Consider the following 19,825-nt stretch of genomic DNA (forward strand, 5'->3'; position numbering starts at 1 on the left):
ATAAAAGCCCCAGCCGAGGGGAACCGCTAGACGTACTTCGCGACGACGTCGAGGATGTCGTCGAGTTCATCGCCCGAGAGGGAGAACCGTTCCTGGGCGTAGATGGCGCGCAACTCGTCGCGATCCTTCGGCATCGTGTTGGCGATCTTGTAGGCGGTCGCCTCGTCGACTTTCTCCAGGTCCAGCAGTTCGTCGACGAACTCCTGGGACTCCTCGGGGTCGAGCGTGGCGAAGCGGTTGACGTGCTCGATGGCCCGCGCCAGCTCGTAGCGCATCTCCCGATCCTCGTCGGCGGCCCGCTCGCGTTCGAGCGATTCGAGGATCTCTTTGGTCTCGGCGAGCGTCAGGTACTCCTCGCCGACCTTCTCCTTGAAGATCGTCATTCCTGGGCGGTGATGTGGGCGGGCTTTGCGATGATCGTCTTCTCTTTGCCCTGATCCTCGATCAGGACCTTGTAGGCCTCGCCCTGCTTGCCGTCGACCGTTCCGGTGTAACCGTTGAAGCGGGGATGGAACCGACCGTCGTTGACCGAGGGATCGATGTTGAGGTGGACTTGCTGGCCGTCCTCGAACTCCTGAACTGACTGCTGGGGCGGCGAGGTCCCCCGATCACGGGGGTCGTTTTTCAGCTTGTGGCGCGTCTTCTTGAGTGGACCGTGCGAATTGGGCATTCGTAGCTGTCGGTTGTGTGGTCGGGCTTATAAAACGTGCGTTCCGTCGCGGACAGCGGTGTGACGACCCCGTCAGTCGTCGGTCGTCGCCAGATCGGGGTCGGCGGCGTCGATCTCCACGTCGGTCGCGTCGACGGTGAACTCGTCCATCAGCGCGCGCAGGTCCTGGGCCTGCTCCGCGATGGTCCGGGCGGTATCGGTCACCGACTCCAGCTGATCGGCCTGCGTCGTCGCGGTCTCGGCCACCTCGCCGGCGCGGTCGGCGGTCCGTTCGCTCACGTCGGTCGCCTGGTCGGTCATCGAGACGACCTCCTGTGCGGAGGCCGCCTGATCGTCGGTCGCCTCGCTGATCTCGCGGACACCGTCGCTCGTCTGCTCGACCTTGTCCGCGATGTCTTCGAGCGCGTTCAGCGCGCCCTCGGTGGTCTCGACGCCGCTCTCCACGTCGTCCTGCATGGCTTCGATGTCGGCGACCGCCTCGCGGGTCTGGTCGGACAGCTCCGAGAGGAGGTCGTCGATCTCCTGGGTCGCCTCGCGGGTCTGTTCGGCGAGTTCTTTCACCTCGTCGGCGACGACGGCGAACCCGTCACCGTCGCCGTCGGCGTGCGCCGCCTCGATGGACGCATTCAGCGCCAGGACGTTCGTCTGCTCGGCGATGTCGTCGATCAGATCGACGATCTCGGCCACGCGGTCGACCTCGTCGTCGAGCGCCTGCACGTCCGCGACGGTCTCCTCGGTCGCGGTCTCGATTTCGGCCATCTCCGCGGCGGCCTCGCTGGCGGCCTCGGCCCCTTCGGTGGCTGCGGCCTCGGTCTCGGTGGCCAGGTCGGCGACAGTGTTGGCGGTCGCCGCGACCTCCTCGACGGTCGCACTGAGATCGTTCATCTCGTCGGTGACGCCGGTGAGTTGCTGGTTCTGCTCGACGGCGTCCTCGGCGATCCCCTGGACGCTCTCGGAGACGGTTCGGCTCCGTTCACGCGAGGACTCGGTCGCTTCGACCGCACGGGTCGTCGACTCGGCCACGTCGTCGGCGAACGACCGGACGCGGGCGACCGTCTCCTCCAGTTCGCTCAGCGTCTCGTTGAACGCGTTTGCGATCTCGGCCATCGCCGAACTCTCGTCGTCGGGGTCCAGCCGACGGGTGAGGTCGCCGTCGGCACACGCCCGGATCACCGAGCCGTACTCGTCGGCCGTCGCTTCCAGGTGTTCGGTGAACTCCTCGGCCTCGCGGCGAGCGGCCTCGGCTTCCTCCCGTGCGGCCTCGGCGTCGGCCCGGGCCTCCTCGCGGGCGCGCTCGACCTCGTCGATCCGGTCGGCGAGCGAGTCGCGCATACTGGCGAAGGAGGCGAACAGAGTCCCGATCTCGTCCTGTCGGTCCGTCTCCATCGACACGTCGAGATCGCCGTTCTCGATGGATTCGGCCCGGTCGACCAGTCGGTTGATCGACTTCGCCGTCGGTCGGACGATCACGAAGCCCAGCAGGAACATGCTCCCGGCGACCAGCCCGAAGATGAGGATGAGGTACTGGAGCGACTGCCAGCCGACCGCGTACGCCGACGTGGGCGCTCGCAGCAACACGATGAGGTCGGTTCCCGACACCTGCTGGTAGCTCAGCACCGTCCCGTTGGCCTCGAAGATTTCACCTTCGGCGGTCGTGTCTGTGAGGATCCGCTCTTCGCCCGCCCCCGTGTAGAGGTTCGTGGCGGACTGGTTTCCGTCGTACAGCATGAACCCGTTCCCGTCCATCACGATCACGCTCGACCCGTTGACCTGGGTCTGGAAGTCGAAGGAATCGGAGACCGAGACTTCGACCGCCACGGAGTGGTTCTCCCCCGGCACGGGGCTGACGAACGCAGCGTAGCGTTTCCCGTCGATGAGATAGGACTGGGAGAGATACACGTCGTCCGCGCCGTCGAGACCGTAGCTCGTCCTCGTGATCCACGGGATTCGCATACTCGCGGTCGCGATGTCGGCGGTGCTCCCGACGACCGATCCCCGGGTGAGGTCCACGTAGTGAACCGCACTCACCTCGTCGGCCAACCCGGCCTCGGTATCGTCGAGCGCGCGCTGGAGGGGCGGCCCCGGCTCCGCCTGGAGTGCAGTGGAGGTCGATACCGTGCGTGCCGTGGTCCGATACTGTGTGAGCCACTGGTCGACCTCCCCGCTGTATCGCTCGGTATCCGTTTCGAGCTGGTCGTAGACGGTCTGCTGTTCGGCGTCGCCGAGGACGCCGACGACACCGACAAGCGATAGCGCCAGCAACAGGAGGATCACCGCGACGGTGACAACGAACTGCCGGATGTAGGTCCGGCGGACCCGGTCCGGGAGATACCGTGTGAGACGGAAGTCCATATATCGGCGCTCCTCCAGCGACTATGATAAGCGTTCGTCCCGCATTATGCAGTCTGATAATCGACGGTTGAAGCAGTGACAGGCCGTCGACCGTAGAGAGACACGTCGAAAGCTGAACCTGGCAATATCGCCGGCGAAAATTCCGGTGAGCAGTTGCTATCGGACCGGGGAACCGAAACAGCGAGCGACGGCGCTAGAGGCGGCCGACCGAGTCGACGTCGACGGACTCGACGCCTTCGACTTCGGCGAAGGACTCCTCGACGGCGTCGGTGCCGCCGGAGTCGTCGGGGACGACGACAGTCGGGAACAGCGCGACGAGGCCGAAAGCCACGTCGTCACGCTCGAATCCGTTGATCTTGGCTCCTTCGGGGAGGGACTGTTCGAGACGTTCCTGCAGGGCGTCCAGGTCCACGTCCGGGCTCTGCGGCATTACCTTGATTTTGGCTGCGACTTTTCCCATGGTAGTAGATTGCGGTGAGGGTTGATTGGGGTTGCGATTCAGGGTCCGGTGAACCCGCAGTCCGGGCACTCGTAGAGGTTGCTCTGCTTGCGGCACTTGGCACACCGGTAGATCTGGTGGCCACAGTCGGGGCAATTGAACGCGGCCGCGTTCGTTCCCGAGATGTTGATCCCGCAGGAGATACACTTCTGTTTCCGCTTTTGTTGAGTGTCGCTCATACCTACCGCGAGGATAGCCCGACATATAACGCTTAACAAAAGGCGTAGCCCTCGCGTCGGCGGGGAGTTCCCGGGCCGCTCGCTTCACGACCCCGGCAGGATGTCGCCCAGCGCGGCACCGATGGTCATCGGTACGAAGGCGACGGCACAGGTACAGACGGCCAGCCAGGGAGCAGCCCAGTCGACGCGGCCCCACGCGGTACTCATAACGAGGGACAGCAGGAGAGAGACGCCGACGACGCCCAGCAGGCGTCGCGGGACGAACCCGAGGATCGGCCTGTAGATCCGCACGTCCTGGAACTCGGCGACGTAGAGGATCCCGACCGTGGTCGCGACGGCGAATGCCAGCGTCCCGACGAGATAGACCGGGTGGGTAGCGACGAACGCGCCGACCTCCTGGGTGCCGCCCTCGACCATCATCGGGAGCCCGAAGAGGAGCGCGCCCAGCATCGCCTCCATGAGGTCGGCGCGGTCGAACCCGACGATGGTGCGGCCGAACACAGCGGGCTCTTCGACCTCGGTCGCGGTCTCGATGATGTCCTGAATCCGTTCCCGGCGGGCCGGGTCGGTCAGCGACGCCTCGTACTCGTCGAGTTCGTCGAGCAGGTCGCCGAGCGTCGGCGGTTCCTCGTCCGAGTCGTCGCCGTCTCGGGGTCGACGGCGCGCGTCGGGGTCGAACTCGTCGGCGTCCTCTCCTGCGTGGTCGGCCATCGCCTCAGATCACGTCTTCGATGTCGTAGTCCTCGTCGTCGGCCACGTCCTTGGGTTCGCCACCCTCCCAGACGTAGAACCCGCGGCCGACTTTCTTGCCGGTGTCGCCGTTCTCGACCTTCTCGCGGAGTATCTCGGGCGGTTCGAAGCGGTCGCCCAGTTCCTCGTGGAGGTACTCACAGATGTCGAGTCGCACGTCGAGTCCCACGCGGTCGGTGAGTTCCAGCGGGCCGACGGGGTGGTTGTACCCGAGTTCCATCGCGGCGTCGATGTCCTCGACGCTGGCGACGCCGTTCTCGACCATCCGCATTGCCTCGACGCCCAGCGCGACGCCCAGCCGCGAGGAGGCGAAGCCGGGCGTGTCCGTGACGACGACCGGCTCTTTCTCGAGACCGTCGACGAACGCCTCGGCGCGGTCGGCGGTCTCCTCGTCGGTCTGGTCGGCCAGGACGACCTCGATCAGCCCCATCTTGTGGGGCGGGTTGAAGAAGTGCAGCCCGACGGCGCGCTCGGGGTGTTTCAGCGCGGCGGCGATGGACGAGACCGACATCGAGGAGGTGTTCGTCGCGATGATTGTCTCCTCGTCCACCTGGCCCTCGGCGTCGGCGAAGGTCTCGCGTTTGAGGTCCAGATCCTCCGGGACGGCTTCGATGACGATGTCCGCGCCCTTGAGCGCGGATTCGAGGTCGGTCGTGCCGTCGAGGTCGTCGACGGCCTGCTCTTTCTCCTCGGCAGTGATGTAGCCCCGGTCGACGCCGGCGCTGAGCCGGTTGCTGATCGTGTCGATGGCGTCCATCACCACGTTCGGTTCGATGTCGCGGATGCTCACGTCGTGGCCGGCGGCCGCACAGACGTGGGCGATGCCGGCACCCATCGTCCCTGCGCCAATAACTGTGACTCGCATGTCAAGACCCGCGAGGCCGAGGGGTTAAACGTTTACGAGAGTTTTCGGCTTACTCGTCGTCGACCCGCGCTTTGCGTCCGTAGCGGATCACGCCCTCCTGCTTGTAGATTCGCCGGATGACGGTCGCCACGGCGTCGCCCACGTCGGGCGAGGTCTCCGCACCGACGACCTGCAGGGGCATGCTGACCGACTCGCCGTCGGCCTCGAAGGCCGCGATGGCGACGCCGTACTCGCCGCTCTTCTGTTGCTGGACGGCGAACTCGGGTGGTTCACCGCCCCGCGAGACGGCGGTGACGGCCTCGACGTCGCCCGTGTCCGGCAGTTCGACCGGCTCGAACTCCACGAGGGACCGACAGTCCGGGCAGGCCCCCTCGGGGGGGAACGCCAGCGAGCCACAGTTCGGACACCGCCCCGCGACGAGGCGGTGGCGCTGGGGGATCGACCGCTTCCACGTCGGCACGGAGACGTAGGCCGCGCCGCCGTTCGGTTCGCCGCTGGTCACGTCGCCCCGGCGGCGCAGGTACTCGGCGTAGGTCAGGTCCGTCCCGCCGTCGATGGCCAGGTCCGCGGGCACGGCCTCCTTCGCCTCGACGACGAACGCGTCCGCGCCGCCGCCGCTCCCGTATCCCGCGCCCAGCACGCTCTCGTGACCGTCGGCGAGGGCGGTCGCCAGCGACAGCGGCACGCTCGCGGCGGCCGTATCGCCCAGATCCTGCACCGTCGCGCAGGTGTGGACCGTCCCGTTGTCCAGCCCCATCGCGCCGGCGGCGCGGTAGGGGAGGCCGCCGTCGGGAGCCTGCACTGCCGCGGCATCCGGGTCCTCGGGGGCATCCACGGCGTCGACCGCACCGGCGAGCGTCTCGCGGAACGCCTCGCGGTCGTAGCTGGTCACGTCGATGCCCTCCACCTCCTCGCTCCCGGCGCGACGGAACCGCGTGCCGGGGTAGGGCTCGGCGTGTTCGGCGCGGTCGGTGATCGGTGCCGGGGCGTCCGCCCCGACCAGCATCGCCGCCGCACCCGCTCCAGCGGCGTGTTCGTGCGCGTCACTCGGTTCGCTCCGCGGACAGTCCGCGGCGACGACCAGCGCGAGTCCCTCCGTGTCTGCGTCGAGCGCCGCGAACAGCGCTCGCGTGCCGGCCCGCGTACTCCCGGTGAACGACTGGCGCGTGATGTCGTCGGCGACACCGAGGAACGACCCCAGCCGAACCGTCGGGTCCTCCTCGGCCATCGGCGGATTCGTGGTGGCGAACCCGAGCCAGTCCACGTCCGCGGCGTCCGCGTCGCCCGCGGCGAGCGCGCGTCGGGCGGCCTCCCAGCCCATCGTGAGTGCGTCCTCGTCGGCTTCGGGGACCGCCTTCTCCTCGATACCCGAGGCCTCGAAGCTTCCCCAGGCCTCGGCGAACTCCTCGGCGGCGACCCGGAGCCGGGGCGCGTAGGCACCGACCGCGTGAATCCCGTGGTCACTCATGCCGCATCACCTCCCGTGTCTCGCGGGCTTCGCCCGCTCGCCGACCCCGGGGCGCTGGGCGCCCCGCCCTTTTCGAACACGTGGACGACCGCCGCACCGCCCGAGCCGCCGACGTTGTGCGTCAGCCCGATCTGTGGGTCGTCGAGCTGACGCTCGCCGGCCTCGCCGGAGAGTTGCTTGAAGACCTCGACGACCTGCCCGGCCCCGGTCGCGCCGATGGGGTGCCCCTTCGATTTCAGACCGCCGGAGGTGTTGACGGGCATCTCGCCGTCGCGTCCGGTCTTCCCGCTGGCGACGAACTCGCCGGCCTCTTCGGGCTCGCAGAGGCCGAGGTCGGAGTAGGCCATCAACTCGGCGATGGCGAAGCAGTCGTGGACCTCCGCGAAGTCGAGGTCGTCGGGCCCGTAGCCGGCCATCTCGTAGGCGCGGTCGGCGGCGTACTGCGAGGCCGGGACGGCGGTGTAGGTGTCGCGCTGGAACAGGCCCACGCGGTCGCTCCCGGCACCGACGCCGGCGACCCGGATCGGGTCGTCGGTGTAGTTCTCCACAACGTCCTCGCTGGCCAGCAGGACACAGGCCGCCCCGTCGGTAGTCGGACAGCAGTGATAGAGATTGAGGGGGTCCGCGACCGTCGGCGCGTCCATGGCGTCCTCCAGCGAACACTCGAAGCCGAGCTGCGCGTGGGGATTCTTCGCGCCGTTCTCGTGGTTCTTGACGGCGACGTGGGAGAGCTGTTCGCGCGTGGTGCCGTACTCCTGCATGTGGCGGCTGGCCATCTGGGCGTAGACGCCGGCGAAGGTGGTGCCCGAGAGACGCTCCCACTCGGTCTCGCCCGACACGCCGAGCCAGTAGCGCACGGCGTCGCCGGACACGTCGGTCATGATCTCGACGCCGCTGGCCAGCACCACGTCGGCCATCCCGCTCCGGATGGCCTGGACGCCCTGCCGGACCGAGTAGCCCGACGCGGCACAGGCGTTTTCGACACGGGTCACGGGGATACCGTGCAGGCCGACGTGTTCGGTCACGGCCGGGCCGGGGAGCCCGAGTTGTCGTCCGCCGACGCCGAGGGTGCCGACGACCGCTTCGTCGACGGCTTCGGACTCGATACCGTCCGGCACGCTGTCACGGGCGTTCTCGAACGCCGTTCGAAACAGCGACCGGTAGCTCTCGCCCGGGAACGAGCCGTAGTCGGACTGACCCGCCCCGATGAGGTACGCATCGCGCATACCTACCCTGCAAACCCGCGGTCTATAAACTTGTCACTACGGACCGGCGGTTTGTGCCGAATCTGGTACGTCGTGGCGGCTGGAACGCGAAACAGTTCCGGCGAGTCAGGCCGCCGCGGCCACGTCGGAGGCGTCGACCTCGAACAGTCGCGAGTTACAGTCCTCACAGGTCACGGCGACCACGTCGACGGTGCGACAGCAGGACTCGACGACTTCCTGGCCGAATCGCACCTGTCCGTCACAGGCGGGGCACTGTTCGACGAACAGCCGGAGCCCGGCGAGCAACTGTCCGCGGCCAGCTGGACCGGTGTCGGCCCAGCCGTCGTAGTAGTCGGGGAGTGCGCGGCCCGCGGCCACGTCCGCGAGGAAGGCCGCGCGGGACTCCCAGCGCCCGACGTTCCGTCCGTCGGCGTGAGCGACGAAGGCGGTGCCGTACTCCTCGAAGGCCAGCTCCCCTGCATCGATGCCGACGATAGCGGCGACGGCTTCGCGGTCCGAATCCTCGTCGCGCTCGCGTTCGACCCGTTCGCGGAAGTCCGCGGCGAACGCGGGCGTCAACCCGAGGTCGCCGTGGGGTTTCTCCTCCAGCACGCCGGCGTCGAGCAGCGTCGCCTCCACGTCTATCTCCTCGGCCGCTGGGGCTGTGGCCGTCTGGCCGCCGGTCTCGGCTTTGTCGAACCAGGCCAGCACCCGCTCCGGGAAGTACCGTTTCGTCAGTGTCGGCGTGCCGGGGACCAGATACCCCCGAAAATAGATCGCGGCGACCGAGAGCGCGAAGACGGTCCCACCGACGGTGGTGCCGACGAACGATCCCGCGGCGGTCGTGACGACGTAGCCGACGGCGACGGCCACCCCAATCGCGATGACGGTGTTCACCGCCGTACACGGCACACAGCGATCCTCCCCCGTGTATTCGGGTCTGCGAACCCGATCCAGTACGGTTCCCATGTCTCCCCGTAACGTCGGGTGAGAGGAAATGGCTGTCGGCGCGACAGTCACTCGCGACGGTCCCGAATCCGTTCGACCGCGTCGCCGAAGCGGTCGTCGTCCTCGAGGTGGTCGAGAACCTCGTCTTCGGCGATATCCAGCGCATAGGCGGGGCGGCCCTTCCCGGTGGGTGACTCCTTGCGTTTCTCGCCGAGCAGGTCGGCCGATTCGAGCTCCGAGAGGGCGTTGATGACGCGCTGGCGCGTGACGCCACCGGGCACCATCCCGTCGAGATCGTCGAACTCGTCGAGCAGATCCTCACAGACGCCGGTCACGTCGAAGGAGTGGACCGGCACGTCGTCACGAGCCCGCAGATCGATCACCGAGAGCAACACGAACCGGTGGAACGGGTCGACACCGTCGATATCGGCACCTGTCATGTGCAAGCCTACCCCCTATCGCGTAAAGAAAGTGTGGACTTCTCGCAGCCACTGGGAACACAGGTCGGGGGCAAAGATCGATGACCAGCCGTTCAGGGGCTTTCCGGGCCGACGGGGGGTCGTCGATCGTCCAGTCGCGAGACGAGTGCGGCGAACGTGAGCGCGTCGAACCATCCGATGACGGAGGGCGCGAGGAGGGACTGGTAAACCGTCAGGGGCGTGAGGCCGACGCCGTTCTCGCCGGACTAACGCATCGCGAAGCTTTACCGCCGGGGAGTCCGATGGCCGGGTATGACCGCCGACGCGTGGTTCGCCGATCTCGATCCGGCGGATCCAGAGACTGCCGCGAACCGGATACGAGAGGGGAGCGCCGATTCGCCCGCCGACTGGTCCGCACTGGCCGTCGAGACCGGCTTCGCGACCGACGAGGACGACTACTACGACCGGCTCCGGGAGGCGACGCTGGAGGGTGGGCAGGCAGCCGTCGAGGAGCGCGAGGGGGCCGTCGACCAGCAACTCGTCCACGCCGTCCGGGCCATGGACGACTGCCGACGACAGGCGAACGAACTCGCCGAGCGAGTCGCCGAGTGGGGCGGCAGCCGCTTCGAGGAGGCTGGGACGGGCGTCGAGTACGCCCGCGAACTGAGCGAGCGCAACCCTGAGACCCTCGGCGACAGGCGAGCCGTCTCGCTGGCCCGCCGGGTCGTCGCACTCGACGAAGAGGCCGACGCCCTCGGAGAGTTCATCGAGGCGACGACACCCGAGGTCGCGCCGAACCTCGCGGCGCTGGCCGGCCCCGTCCTCGCCGCTCGCCTGCTCTCGCTGGCGGGCGGGCTAGAGTCGCTCGCGAAGAAACCCAGCGGGACGGTGCAGGTGCTGGGGGCCGAGGACGCCCTCTTCGCCCACCTGCGCGGGGACGCGCCGTCACCGAAACACGGGATCATCTACACCCACGACGCGGTGCGTGGGACCCGGCCCGAGGACCGCGGCTCGGCGGCCCGCGCGCTCGCCGGGAAACTCGCCATTGCCGCACGGATCGACCACTACAGCGGTGACCGGCGGCCCGAACTCGAAGCGGAACTCGACGACCGCATCGCGACGATACAGGCCCGAGCTGACGACGCGGAGGCGGACGACGATGAGTGAGTTACCGGTGGGTGTCGAGCGCCGCGATATCGGCGGTGAAACCGGCCTAGCGACGCAGGGGCCGCCGGCCTACGGCGAGCCGACCGACGAGGAGGGGTGGCGGCGCTGGAATCCACGGCGCTCCAAACTCGGCGCGATGCTGGCGTCCGGGATGGACACCGGCCTCGCGGGTGGCGAGACGGTCCTCTATCTCGGCGCGGCCGCGGGGACGACGGTGAGCCACGTCGCGGACTTTTCGGGACCGACCTACGCCGTCGAGTTCGCGCCGCGGCCCGTGCGGGACCTGCTGGACGTGGCCGAAGAGCGGGACCGACTGTTCCCGCTCCTGAAGGACGCGCGCAACCCCGAAACGTACGCACACGTGGTCGAGCCGGTCGACGCCATCGTGCAAGACGTTGCGACGCGGGGACAGGCCGAGGTGGCGCTGGCGAATCGGGAGTTCCTGCGTGACGACGGCCGACTCCTCATGGCGGTCAAGGCCCGCAGCGAGGACGTGACCGCCGATCCGGAGGCGGTGTTCGACGACGTGGTCGGGACGCTATCGGAGGGGTACGAGATCCTGGAGCGCGAACGACTGGAACCGTACCACACCGACCACCTCGGGGTCGTGGCGCGACCGCGGTAAGCCCGGGGGCGAGTCGATCCGAGCGCCCGTCGTTCCGGAGGGGAAGGTTTAGGCCGAGGGGGGTCCAACCCGCGGAAAGATGGACCGGAGGGGCTCTTCCGAGACGTTCACCCGGATGGGAACGCTGGGTATCGAAGAGGAGTTTTTCGTCGTCGACGACCGGAACCGGCCGACCTCCGGCACGGAGGAACTCGTCTACGAGACCGACCCGCCGGAGATCCTCGAGGGTCGGCTGGACCACGAACTGTTCAAGTGCGTCATCGAGACACAGACGCCGACGATCAGCGCCGACGACCTCGACGAGGCCCGCGAGCAACTGGACGCCGTGCGGACTGCGCTGGTCGACCACGCCGAACGTCACGGCTACGGCATCGCCGCTGCGGGCCTGCACCCAGCGGCGAAGTGGCAGGAACTCGAACACGCCGAGAAGCCACGCTACCAGTCCCAACTCGACCGCATCCAGTACCCACAGCACCGGAATACCACCGCGGGTCTGCACGTCCACGTCGGCGTCGACGACGCAGACAAGGCAGTGTGGGTAACAAACGAGATCCGCTGGCACCTGCCGATCATGCTGGCGCTGTCGGCGAACTCGCCGTACTGGAACGGGTTCGACACCGGCCTCCACGCCGCGCGGGCCAAGATCTTCGAGGCGCTTCCCAACACCGGCGTGCCGACGACGTTCGACTCCTACGCCGAGTTCGACGAGTTCGAGCGCACGATGGTCGAGACGGACTCGATCGAGGACCGGGGCGAACTCTGGTACGACGTGCGCCCTCACTCCGGACTCGGCACCGTCGAGGTGCGGACGCCCGACGGCCAGGCCGATCAGGAGACAGTCATGGCCTTCGTGGAGTACACGCACGCGCTGGTGACGGACCTCGCCGAACGCTACGAGGACGGCGAGACCGGCCGGAAACACCGGCGCGAGCCGCTGGACGAGAACAAGTGGCGCGCGATCAGGCATGGCCACGAGGCGAGCCTCCTGTCGCGAGACCTCTCGGAAACCGTCGACCTGGGCGAACTGGTCGACCGGGAGTGCGACCGACTGGGTGTCAGCGGCATCCGCGAGGTGTACGACGCCGAGAGCGGCGCGGAGAAACAGCGGCGGCTTCGCGACGAGAAGGGGATGGACGCCCTCTGTCGGTCGTTGCGATTGTAGCCAAGGATTTTTACCCGGGAGCTTCCTCCCGTCGGAATAGAAGCAACTCATGTCCACAGACGACGGGCCAACCGAACCGGAGGAAGAGGGGCTGGACGTAACCGACGGCGAGGCCGTCCGCGACCGCCTGGGACCGGAGACCGACCGGGCGGTCGAGCGGTTCGACGACGGCGTCGTCGATCTGCTGTCCTGGGTGCTGGACACGGAGACGCGAGCTCGCATCTACGTCTATCTGCGCCAGCACCCCGACAGCACGAGCGACGAGGTGGCGGACGGGACGGGGTTATACCCCAGTACCGTCCGCGAGGCGCTGGCGGAACTCCACGAGGAGGAGAAGGTGTCCCGGAGCAAGCGCGAGAGCGGCGGTGCCGGGAACAATCCCTACGAGTACACTGCCATCGCACCGAGCGATCTGGTGTCGAGCATCGTGGGCGACGTGCAGTCGGAGTTGAACACGGTGTTCAATCTGGACGATCATCTCGACGACACAGGCGAGCCGGAGCCGACGGACGAGACCGACGAGCCGGTGACGATCACCGTCGAGGAGTCCGAGCAGTGACACCAGTCGGGGCGGGCCAATCCGAAGCCACTAAACCCTGAGGGGACCATGCCCGGAGATATGAAGGTCGCGCTGGGCGGGACGTTCGACCCCGTACACGATGGGCACCGTGCGCTGTTCGAGCGCGCGTTCGATCTCGGTGACGTCACCGTCGGGCTCACGAGCGACGAACTCGCACCGAAGACCCGCGACGAGGATCGCCACGTCCGGACGTTCGAGCAACGCCGGCGCGACCTCGACGCGGAACTCGCCGACTTCGCCGAGAAGTTCGACCGCGAGTACGAGATCAGAAAGCTCACCGAACCCACAGGCATCGCTACCGAATCACAGTTCGACTATCTCATCGTCTCCCCCGAGACCGAGACGGGCGGTCGTCGCATCAATGAGATCCGCCGCGAGAACGGCGACGACCCACTCGAGATCGAGGTCGTCGACCACGTCTACGCCGACGACGGCGAGATCATCTCTTCGACCCGGATCGTCAGAGGCGAGATCGACGAACACGGGAACCTCACGCCCGACCGCGACGGGCGACCGAAGCGGGAGACCGAGACCTGACCTGACTCACCAGTCCGGAGCGTCCAGCCCCGTGCGTTCGAGCAACTCCTTCCATCGCTGCTGGACCGAGAGTCGCGAGACGCCCACAGCGTCGGCCACCTCGCCCTGCGCGCGGCGGTCGCTCGTGACCAGCGTCGCGACGTAGAGGCTCGCGGCCATCGTCGGCCGCTTCGAGCGGTCGCTGTCGGGGAGCGTGGAGAGGAACAGGTCGGCCGCCCGCGTTCGCGCCTCGTCGTCGAGGTCGAGGCGGTCGGCCGCCGCCTCCAGTTCGGCGAGCCACTCCTCGTTGTCGACCTCGTCGCTGGCGCGGTACATACCCGCCCGTTGTCCGGCCGGGAGTATAAACGCTGTCGCCACCTACGACGGCCTATGTCTAGCACCGTCGAGCGGATCTGGGTGACCGAGGAGGGATCGGCTCCCATGGAGGCCGTCGAGCGCGTCCGCGCCGTGCGAGGCGGCCTGGAAGGCGACCGATACCAGCGCGGCACCGGCTACTACTCCGGCTTCGACGAGTGCGAGGTGACGCTGATCGAGGCCGAGGCTATCGAGCGCATTCGGGACGACGAGGGAATCGACCTGTCTGACGGTCGCCACCGCCGGAACGTGGTGACTCGCGGCATCGACGTCCACGAGTTGCTCGACACGCGGTTCACCATCGGCGAGGCGACATTCGAGGGGACGCGCCCGCGACCGCCCTGCGCCCACGTCGAGCAGGTGGCGGGCGAGGACGGCGTCGCGAAGTCGCTGGGCGACGACCGCGGTGGGATCTGCGCCCGCGTGGTCGACGGCGGAACGGTCGCCGTCGGCGACGGGATCGAGGTGGGCGAGTCGGTCGCATCCGATCCGGACGGACTCGCCGAGGCGATCCGGGATCGGTTGTCCTGATTACCAGGGCGTCACGGCGTCCACGAGCCACGGGAGCGGTGGTTCGTCGAACGGCCAGTGGCCACAGGTCGGTTCCTGCAGGGTCCCGCCGGTCGCGTACACGAAGGCTCGCTGTTTCTTGTCCATGCGATAGTGACAGGTGGCCGGTCGCCGCTGTTCCCAGTAGATCGTCTGCATCGAGGGGACGCCGGGCGGCCGGTCGGCCAGCGGGCCGTACTCCACGGTCCCGAGCGACTCCTGCAGATCGGTCAGTTCGTCCCGAACAGGCGTCCTCGCGCCCTCGTTCCAGTGCAAACTCGACGCGACGAGGCAAACGACGAGAGCGAGCAAGAGCACCCGTCGGGAGGGTGTCCGTGTCTCGGCGACGACGGCACCGACGCCGAGGGCGGCGAACGGAACCGCCATCACCGCGTCGATGGCACCCGCCATCTCGACGAAAAAGAGGATCTGGTAGGCGATACCCCCGACCGCGACCCACCAGTACTGCGACCAGTCGCCGTCGCTGGCCAGGAACCAGCCGTAGATACCCAGCGGAAACGCGGCGATGCCCCACCCGATCTCGTAGATGGGTTCCAGCAACCGGGCCGCCAGCGAGTACTCGCCCGCGCCGTAGATGGGCGTGAGGACGACCTCGACGAACAGGGGGACGAGATTCCCAGTGAGCGCGAACGGCGCGAGGACGAGTGCCGTCACGAGCGTGCCCCCCGCGAGCGCGCGCTGGAGCCCCGGCCGGCCCCCGTCGACGTAGCTCATCGCGGCCACGAGCAGGGCCAACGGTGCGCCGAGGTGCCAGAAGCCCGCGGTGACGGCGGCGGCGGCACCGCTGGCGAGGAAGCGATCCTCGACCGCCAGCAGGAGCGCGAGCGCGCCGAAGCACAGCGCCATGTATTTCGGGCGGATACCGGCCCAGGGGTAGGTGAACAGCGTCGTGACGACGAACAGCGTCCACCCGGCGGCCACGCTCGCGACGCCGTTTTCGGTGAGCCGGTAGTTGAGCACGCCGACGAGGGTGACGCCCGCGACGATGGCCGCCGCGGCGACGAGGACGCTCAGGACGTGCAGGACGGCCATGTTGCCCCCCGAGAGGAAGGCCAGCGGCGTCGTCACGGCGTAGATCAGCGGCGGTTTGAGGTCCCAGAAGTCGACGTAGGGTGTCCCGCCCTGGGTGATGTACCAGCCGCCGTGCTGGAACAGGGCAGAGTCGTCGCTGACGTACCAGGGGTGATCGAGGAACTGGTAGCCGGTGCCCGCGACGAGGAGGGCGATGGCACCGCCGAGCAGGAGCGGGAACCAGTGGGTCTCGATCCAGTCGTGGAGGTCGGTCCGCGTTCGCGGGACCGTGGAGGGCACCCCCGGCATTGCTTGCTCGGGGATTTCGGTTCGTTTCGTAAGTCAGTTGGCAAACCGGTCGGAGGCGGTCGGTCTGGCTCGTGATATTTATTAGCCGGCGTCGGGAAGGGAGGGGTGCGCGCGGGTTGCCGAGCCAGGCCAAAGGCGTAGCGCTTAGGACGCTATCCCGTAGGGGTCCGCCGGTTCGAATCCGGTCCCGCGCATTGCTGTCGCGAACAACTCGTGAGCGACAGCAATCGCCAGCGGATTCGAAGCCTGTCAGTCGCGCACAGCGAAGCGAGCATTTCTTCCGCCGGTTCGAATCCGGTCCCGCGCGTTTTCTACCACTCCGGCACGTCCTTCGAACACGCCTCATTCCGCTCCAGAATCACGACGTACTGCCCGGGACCGAGCTCCTGTTCGTCGCCGTAGAAGTCGTTGCGAGGGGTGATCCCCATCGGGAGGATGTCGACCAGCGAGCCGGGCCTCGGTCGCTGGGGAACGTAGTTCGGGGGTCGGGGACCGAACTCGGCGGCGATTTCGTAGGCGTATTCGCCCGCCAACAGGCCACGGACGTAGGCGGCTCGTCGGGAGACGTTCCAGCGGACACCGACCTCGCGCTGGGCCCGGGGCACGTCCCGCAGGTAGAGCAGGTTCTCGTAGGAGAGCTGGATATACTGGGGGCAGGAGACGTTGCGGTCTTCGTGGCTGGCCGGGCCCCAGCGGTGGGCGACGGTCATGCCGTGGGGGACGGCGGTCTCGTCGAAGCCGTGGTGGTAGGTGGCCATGGTGGCGTTTTCGGGGGCGGTGCGGTCGAGCCAGTCGACGGCGGCGTCCCGCGGCGTGGTGGCGTAGCCGGCCACGCCGACGCCGGCGAAGGCGGCGGTGGTGACGAGCAGGACCGCGATCAGCGGCCCCGCGACGGCGGGGCGGCGCGCTCGAAGTCGAGCGAGCGCGTCGGCGGTCAGGAGGACGACGAGGGGAAGCGTCGGGAGCAGGTGGTGGGGGCGGAAGTCGTGCCAGCCCGAGAGGACGGCGATGAAGGCGGCGAGCAGGGCCAGCAGGAGGATGCGGGCGTCGTGGTCGGTGGTCGACCCGGTGGTTCGGCCAGTGGGCCGGTCGCCCGCGCCGGGGCGGAGCGCGGCGACGCTCGCGAGGACGCCGGCGATCCCGGCGACGGTGAGCGGGAGGCCGAAACTGGCGAGGTAGCCACGGAGGAACCACCACCACGAGGGCGCGGTGGGACCGAGCGCGACGCTGGCGCGGCCCGCCGACTGCCCGACGAAGCGTTCGACGACGGGGTCGACGTGGCCCACGAGCAGCGTCGGGAACCCGAGCGCGATCACGGCGGCACCGGTCGCCGCGCCGCCGAGGAAGAGCCGCGGTCGCCGGAGGGCCGCAGCGAGCGGTCGGTCCTCGCGCCGAGCGCGGAGCAGGTAGCCGAGGCCGATCACGGGGACGAGCAGGCCGGCGGTGAGTTTGAACGCGACCGCGAGGCCGCCGGCGGCGCTGGCTTCCAGAAACCGGCGGCGCGTGCCGGTCTGGACGTAGCGGACGAGCAGGTAGAGCGCGAGCAGGAGGGCGAAGAGAGCGGGCACGTCCTCGCCGGCCTCGTGGGCGAGCATGGCGAGGCCGAAGGTCACCGCGAGGAGGGCGGCGGCGAGGCGGCCGGTCACGCGGTCCCGGAGGACGGTGCCGAGGCGGTAGGTCAGGTACACCGATCCGACGGCGAGACAGGCGTTGACGAGTCGAGTGGCGACGAGACTCCCGGTCCAGATCCAGGCCGGTGTCGCCTGCCACGTCTCGAAGTAGCCGTATTCGACGTTCAGCGAGTGGATGCCGGCGAGCGCACCCCCCTCACCCAGCAGGAGCGCGAGGGCGACGACCGGAGCGATCGCGAGGCTGTAGAGGTAGAGGGTGGCACCGAAGGGAGCGCGGCCCCAGGCGACGGATTCCCGGAGGGAAGCGATGCTGGGGTCCTCGATCAGGGAGCTGTAGACGACGAGCGAATCGAGCAGGCGGTCGCGCTCGTCCCAGGTGGCGAAGTTCGGAACGCGGTGCCAGATCCAGAAGCTCGCCAGTAGCGCGGCGACGAGGAGGATCGCGGCGAGGTAGGGGTCCGCGCGGAGATCGCGGCGCACCTGACCGCCGATCCGATCGATCAGTCCCGACACTACTGTCATCCGTGCGGAGTGAACGATTCCACGGGGATTGCGCTTTCGGGATGCGATGGAAGAGTCGTCTCGTGACTGCCGTGGGTGGGATCGGGCAGACAGTTCCCGTCCACTGAGAAATTGGTTGCGAGCATATAAGGCACGAACGCGTTCGTCTCACTGTGTACGAACGGATCCTGGTACCGACGGACGGGAGTACAGGGACGGCCCACGTGGCCATGCAGGCGCTGGACCTCGCCGAGCAGTACGGCAGCACGGTGTACGTCCTCCACGTCGTCGACGAGACGGCGAGTTCGCTGCTGGAAGCCACGGGGTCGGAGAGCGAACTGGAAGAGCAGGGCGAGCGCGCGGTCGAGCGCATCGAGCGGATGGCCCAGGTCCACGGCGTCGACACGGTGACGGAGATTCAGACGGGCGATCCGGCCTCGGGGATCATCGACTACGCCGAGGAGATCGACGCCGACCTGATCGTCGCCGGCACCCACGGGCGGTCGGGCGTCCAGCGTCGCCTCATCGGGAGCGTCGCCGAGCGACTCGTCCGACACGCAGCCTGTCCGGTGATGACCGTCCGCCTGCCCGAATCCGACGAGACGGTGACGGACGAAGCGGACGCACGCGAACTCGCAGAGGAGGCACTGGCACAGAGTGACCGCGGCGACGGCGAGGTCACGGGGGTCGAACGCCAGGTCAGCGTCTGGGTCGTCGACATCGAGAGCGACGACGGCGAGTCGCTGTGTGCGTACATCGACCCGGTGACCCAGCGGACGAGTCTGGTCGCGCGGCACTGATCGGGCCGAGCGGATCGCCGGACGATTTTTACAGGGGGCCGAAACCGGAGGGCACTTACCCGACAGCGCCACACCGACAGGTATGCGTATCGCCGACCGGGTGCAGGTCGAGGGCGGGAAAGAGCGGATCACCGTGGTCCCGGAGACGCTCGACGACCTGTGGCACCTCACCTACGTGCTGGAGCCGGGCGACCGCGTCGGCGGGGACACGACGCGGCGGATCCAGCGCAACGACGACAAGATGCGTGACACGGGCGGCGAGCGCGAGCACATGTACGTCACGCTCGCGGTCGAGACCGTCGAGTTCGCCCGCTTCGCCAACCGCCTCCGGGTCGGCGGCGAAATCGTCGACTGCTCTCGGGAGGACCAACTGGGGCACCACCACACGCTCAACGTCGAGGAACGCGACGAACTGGAGGTCGAGAAACGCTGGAAGTCCGATCAACTGGAACGCCTGAACGAGGCCGTCGAGGCCGCCGAGAACCCCGACGTAGCCATCGCCACCGTCGAGGAGGGCCAGGCCTACGTCCACACCGTCGCCCAGTACGGCACCGAGGAACGCGCGAGCATCACCGCCCCGACCGGGAAGGGCGAGTACGCCCGCCCCCGCGAGGAACTGTTCTCGGACCTGACGGACGTGCTGGCGCGACTGGACGTGGCCGCGATCATCCTGGCCGGCCCCGGCTTCACGAAACAGGACGCGCTAGACTACATCGAGGACGAGAACCCGGACGTGGCGGAGTTGATCACGACCGTGGACACGAGCGGCGTCGGCGACCGCGGCGTCCACGAGGTCCTCAAACGCGGTGCGGTCGACGAGGTCCAGGAACAGACCCGCATCGCCGAGGAGGCCGACCTCATCGACGAGTTGATGGACCAGATCGGACAGGGCGAGAAGGCGGCCTACGGGCCGGAACAGACCGCCGAGGCCGCCGACTACGGCGCGGTCGACCACCTGCTCGTACTGGACGAGGCCCTGCGCCGGGAACGCGCCGAGGAAGGCGAGTGGGACGTGGACGTGGACGACGTGATCGAGGCGGTCGAACAGCAGGGCGGCGAGGTGACGGTCTTCTCCAGCGAGTTCGATCCCGGGATGCAACTGGCGAATCTGGGCGAGATCGCGGCCCTCCTTCGGTATCGGCTGGAGTAATGCGGGGACGACCGGGAAGCCCCGCCCGACGTTTTCCGATCTGTTACGGTCACAATCGTTTTGAGGGGGTATT

The 19,825-nt window shown here is 68.2% G+C and carries 22 protein-coding genes and 1 tRNA gene; 9 read left to right on the forward strand and 14 right to left on the reverse strand.

What is annotated here, in order from left to right; all coding sequences use genetic code 11:
* Positions 1–26: 26 nt before the first annotated feature.
* The 11 genes from MU521_RS10805 to MU521_RS10855 form a co-directional block, all read right to left on the reverse strand.
* Positions 27–383: an RNA polymerase Rpb4 family protein gene (locus tag MU521_RS10805; RefSeq protein WP_092692303.1), complete on the reverse strand. Its 357-nt coding sequence runs from the start codon at positions 381–383 to the stop codon at positions 27–29.
* Complete coding sequence (locus tag MU521_RS10810; protein WP_092692300.1) at positions 380–670, reverse strand: 50S ribosomal protein L21e; 291 nt, start codon at positions 668–670, stop codon at positions 380–382. The genes MU521_RS10805 and MU521_RS10810 overlap by 4 nt, the downstream gene beginning before the upstream one ends.
* Before the next feature lie 72 nt (positions 671–742).
* Positions 743–3,022 carry a methyl-accepting chemotaxis protein gene (locus tag MU521_RS10815; protein ID WP_092692297.1) on the reverse strand — a complete coding sequence of 760 codons (2,280 nt, stop codon included), beginning with the start codon at positions 3,020–3,022 and terminating at the stop codon, positions 743–745.
* Between the two features lie 193 nt (positions 3,023–3,215).
* On the reverse strand, positions 3,216–3,482 hold the full coding sequence (locus MU521_RS10820; protein ID WP_092692295.1) for an elongation factor 1-beta: 267 nt from the start codon (positions 3,480–3,482) through the stop codon (positions 3,216–3,218).
* Between the two features lie 38 nt (positions 3,483–3,520).
* Positions 3,521–3,700, reverse strand: a complete 180-nt coding sequence (locus tag MU521_RS10825; RefSeq protein WP_092692292.1) for an HVO_2753 family zinc finger protein — start codon at positions 3,698–3,700, stop codon at positions 3,521–3,523.
* A gap of 84 nt (positions 3,701–3,784) precedes the next feature.
* On the reverse strand, positions 3,785–4,411 hold the full coding sequence (locus tag MU521_RS10830) for a DUF2391 domain-containing protein (protein ID WP_245681179.1): 627 nt from the start codon (positions 4,409–4,411) through the stop codon (positions 3,785–3,787).
* 4 nt (positions 4,412–4,415) lie between these two features.
* Positions 4,416–5,315 carry a 3-hydroxyacyl-CoA dehydrogenase family protein gene (locus MU521_RS10835; RefSeq protein ID WP_092692288.1) on the reverse strand — a complete coding sequence of 300 codons (900 nt, stop codon included), beginning with the start codon at positions 5,313–5,315 and terminating at the stop codon, positions 4,416–4,418.
* A 49-nt stretch (positions 5,316–5,364) separates the two neighbouring features.
* Entirely contained in the window at positions 5,365–6,783 is a 1,419-nt protein-coding gene (locus MU521_RS10840) for a zinc ribbon domain-containing protein (protein ID WP_092692286.1), read from the reverse strand.
* Positions 6,780–8,009 (reverse strand): thiolase domain-containing protein, encoded by a 1,230-nt coding sequence (locus tag MU521_RS10845; RefSeq protein ID WP_092692283.1) that lies wholly within the window; start codon positions 8,007–8,009, stop codon positions 6,780–6,782. The genes MU521_RS10840 and MU521_RS10845 overlap by 4 nt, the downstream gene beginning before the upstream one ends.
* 105 nt (positions 8,010–8,114) lie before the next feature.
* Entirely contained in the window at positions 8,115–8,957 is an 843-nt protein-coding gene (locus MU521_RS10850) for a DUF8054 domain-containing protein (RefSeq protein ID WP_092692281.1), read from the reverse strand.
* 47 nt (positions 8,958–9,004) lie between these two features.
* Entirely contained in the window at positions 9,005–9,376 is a 372-nt protein-coding gene (locus MU521_RS10855) for a hypothetical protein (RefSeq protein ID WP_092692277.1), read from the reverse strand.
* Between the two features lie 291 nt (positions 9,377–9,667).
* Here MU521_RS10855 and MU521_RS10860 point away from each other — a divergent pair, with 291 nt between their 5' ends.
* The 5 genes from MU521_RS10860 (at position 9,668) to MU521_RS10880 (ending at position 13,426) form a co-directional block, all read left to right on the forward strand.
* A complete protein-coding gene (locus tag MU521_RS10860) occupies positions 9,668–10,522 on the forward strand; it encodes an NOP5/NOP56 family protein (RefSeq protein ID WP_092692275.1) in 855 nt (284 codons plus the stop codon).
* Positions 10,515–11,147, forward strand: coding sequence for a fibrillarin-like rRNA/tRNA 2'-O-methyltransferase (locus MU521_RS10865; RefSeq protein WP_092692272.1), 633 nt, complete (start codon positions 10,515–10,517; stop codon positions 11,145–11,147). The genes MU521_RS10860 and MU521_RS10865 overlap by 8 nt, the downstream gene beginning before the upstream one ends.
* A gap of 79 nt (positions 11,148–11,226) precedes the next feature.
* On the forward strand, positions 11,227–12,309 hold the full coding sequence (locus MU521_RS10870) for a glutamate--cysteine ligase (RefSeq protein WP_092692268.1): 1,083 nt from the start codon (positions 11,227–11,229) through the stop codon (positions 12,307–12,309).
* 49 nt (positions 12,310–12,358) lie between these two features.
* Positions 12,359–12,868, forward strand: a complete 510-nt coding sequence (locus MU521_RS10875) for a winged helix-turn-helix transcriptional regulator (RefSeq protein WP_092692264.1) — start codon at positions 12,359–12,361, stop codon at positions 12,866–12,868.
* 60 nt (positions 12,869–12,928) lie between these two features.
* Positions 12,929–13,426, forward strand: coding sequence for a phosphopantetheine adenylyltransferase (locus MU521_RS10880; protein ID WP_092692261.1), 498 nt, complete (start codon positions 12,929–12,931; stop codon positions 13,424–13,426).
* Between the two features lie 6 nt (positions 13,427–13,432).
* On the opposite strand, the gene MU521_RS10885 is transcribed toward MU521_RS10880, so the two are convergent.
* Positions 13,433–13,741 (reverse strand): cyclin family protein, encoded by a 309-nt coding sequence (locus MU521_RS10885; protein ID WP_092692259.1) that lies wholly within the window; start codon positions 13,739–13,741, stop codon positions 13,433–13,435.
* Positions 13,742–13,795: 54 nt separating this feature from the next.
* On the opposite strand from MU521_RS10885, the gene MU521_RS10890 reads away from it, so the two are divergent.
* A complete protein-coding gene (locus tag MU521_RS10890) occupies positions 13,796–14,311 on the forward strand; it encodes an MOSC domain-containing protein (RefSeq protein WP_092692256.1) in 516 nt (171 codons plus the stop codon).
* On the opposite strand, the gene MU521_RS10895 is transcribed toward MU521_RS10890, so the two are convergent.
* A complete protein-coding gene (locus tag MU521_RS10895; protein WP_092692254.1) occupies positions 14,312–15,670 on the reverse strand; it encodes a DolP-mannose mannosyltransferase in 1,359 nt (452 codons plus the stop codon).
* Between the two features lie 109 nt (positions 15,671–15,779).
* Here MU521_RS10895 and MU521_RS10900 point away from each other — a divergent pair.
* A tRNA-Leu gene (locus tag MU521_RS10900) sits at positions 15,780–15,864 on the forward strand.
* Between the two features lie 117 nt (positions 15,865–15,981).
* On the opposite strand, the gene MU521_RS10905 is transcribed toward MU521_RS10900, so the two are convergent.
* Positions 15,982–17,823, reverse strand: coding sequence for an ArnT family glycosyltransferase (locus tag MU521_RS10905; protein WP_092692251.1), 1,842 nt, complete (start codon positions 17,821–17,823; stop codon positions 15,982–15,984).
* A 152-nt stretch (positions 17,824–17,975) separates the two neighbouring features.
* Between MU521_RS10905 and MU521_RS10910 the strand changes: the two genes are divergently transcribed.
* On the forward strand, positions 17,976–18,602 hold the full coding sequence (locus tag MU521_RS10910) for a universal stress protein (RefSeq protein WP_175452858.1): 627 nt from the start codon (positions 17,976–17,978) through the stop codon (positions 18,600–18,602).
* 82 nt (positions 18,603–18,684) lie between these two features.
* Complete coding sequence (locus MU521_RS10915; RefSeq protein ID WP_092692246.1) at positions 18,685–19,752, forward strand: mRNA surveillance protein pelota; 1,068 nt, start codon at positions 18,685–18,687, stop codon at positions 19,750–19,752.
* The last annotated feature ends 73 nt before the right edge of the window (positions 19,753–19,825 follow it).

Source organism: Halorientalis regularis (assembly GCF_023698535.1).
Classification (GTDB): domain Archaea; phylum Halobacteriota; class Halobacteria; order Halobacteriales; family Haloarculaceae; genus Halorientalis; species Halorientalis regularis.

Bases quoted from the DNA above. Each gene is read 5' to 3' on its own strand.
- MU521_RS10805 (WP_092692303.1), bottom strand. From the start codon at position 383: ATGACGATCTTCAAGGAGAAGGTCGGCGAGGAGTACCTGACGCTCGCC.
- MU521_RS10810 (WP_092692300.1), bottom strand. From the start codon at position 670: ATGCCCAATTCGCACGGTCCACTCAAGAAGACGCGCCACAAGCTGAAA.
- MU521_RS10815 (WP_092692297.1), bottom strand. From the start codon at position 3,022: ATGGACTTCCGTCTCACACGGTATCTCCCGGACCGGGTCCGCCGGACC.
- MU521_RS10820 (WP_092692295.1), bottom strand. From the start codon at position 3,482: ATGGGAAAAGTCGCAGCCAAAATCAAGGTAATGCCGCAGAGCCCGGAC.
- MU521_RS10825 (WP_092692292.1), bottom strand. From the start codon at position 3,700: ATGAGCGACACTCAACAAAAGCGGAAACAGAAGTGTATCTCCTGCGGG.
- MU521_RS10830 (WP_245681179.1), bottom strand. From the start codon at position 4,411: ATGGCCGACCACGCAGGAGAGGACGCCGACGAGTTCGACCCCGACGCG.
- MU521_RS10835 (WP_092692288.1), bottom strand. From the start codon at position 5,315: ATGCGAGTCACAGTTATTGGCGCAGGGACGATGGGTGCCGGCATCGCC.
- MU521_RS10840 (WP_092692286.1), bottom strand. From the start codon at position 6,783: ATGAGTGACCACGGGATTCACGCGGTCGGTGCCTACGCGCCCCGGCTC.
- MU521_RS10845 (WP_092692283.1), bottom strand. From the start codon at position 8,009: ATGCGCGATGCGTACCTCATCGGGGCGGGTCAGTCCGACTACGGCTCG.
- MU521_RS10850 (WP_092692281.1), bottom strand. From the start codon at position 8,957: ATGGGAACCGTACTGGATCGGGTTCGCAGACCCGAATACACGGGGGAG.
- MU521_RS10855 (WP_092692277.1), bottom strand. From the start codon at position 9,376: ATGACAGGTGCCGATATCGACGGTGTCGACCCGTTCCACCGGTTCGTG.
- MU521_RS10860 (WP_092692275.1), top strand. From the start codon at position 9,668: ATGACCGCCGACGCGTGGTTCGCCGATCTCGATCCGGCGGATCCAGAG.
- MU521_RS10865 (WP_092692272.1), top strand. From the start codon at position 10,515: ATGAGTGAGTTACCGGTGGGTGTCGAGCGCCGCGATATCGGCGGTGAA.
- MU521_RS10870 (WP_092692268.1), top strand. From the start codon at position 11,227: ATGGACCGGAGGGGCTCTTCCGAGACGTTCACCCGGATGGGAACGCTG.
- MU521_RS10875 (WP_092692264.1), top strand. From the start codon at position 12,359: ATGTCCACAGACGACGGGCCAACCGAACCGGAGGAAGAGGGGCTGGAC.
- MU521_RS10880 (WP_092692261.1), top strand. From the start codon at position 12,929: ATGAAGGTCGCGCTGGGCGGGACGTTCGACCCCGTACACGATGGGCAC.
- MU521_RS10885 (WP_092692259.1), bottom strand. From the start codon at position 13,741: ATGTACCGCGCCAGCGACGAGGTCGACAACGAGGAGTGGCTCGCCGAA.
- MU521_RS10890 (WP_092692256.1), top strand. From the start codon at position 13,796: ATGTCTAGCACCGTCGAGCGGATCTGGGTGACCGAGGAGGGATCGGCT.
- MU521_RS10895 (WP_092692254.1), bottom strand. From the start codon at position 15,670: ATGCCGGGGGTGCCCTCCACGGTCCCGCGAACGCGGACCGACCTCCAC.
- MU521_RS10905 (WP_092692251.1), bottom strand. From the start codon at position 17,823: ATGACAGTAGTGTCGGGACTGATCGATCGGATCGGCGGTCAGGTGCGC.
- MU521_RS10915 (WP_092692246.1), top strand. From the start codon at position 18,685: ATGCGTATCGCCGACCGGGTGCAGGTCGAGGGCGGGAAAGAGCGGATC.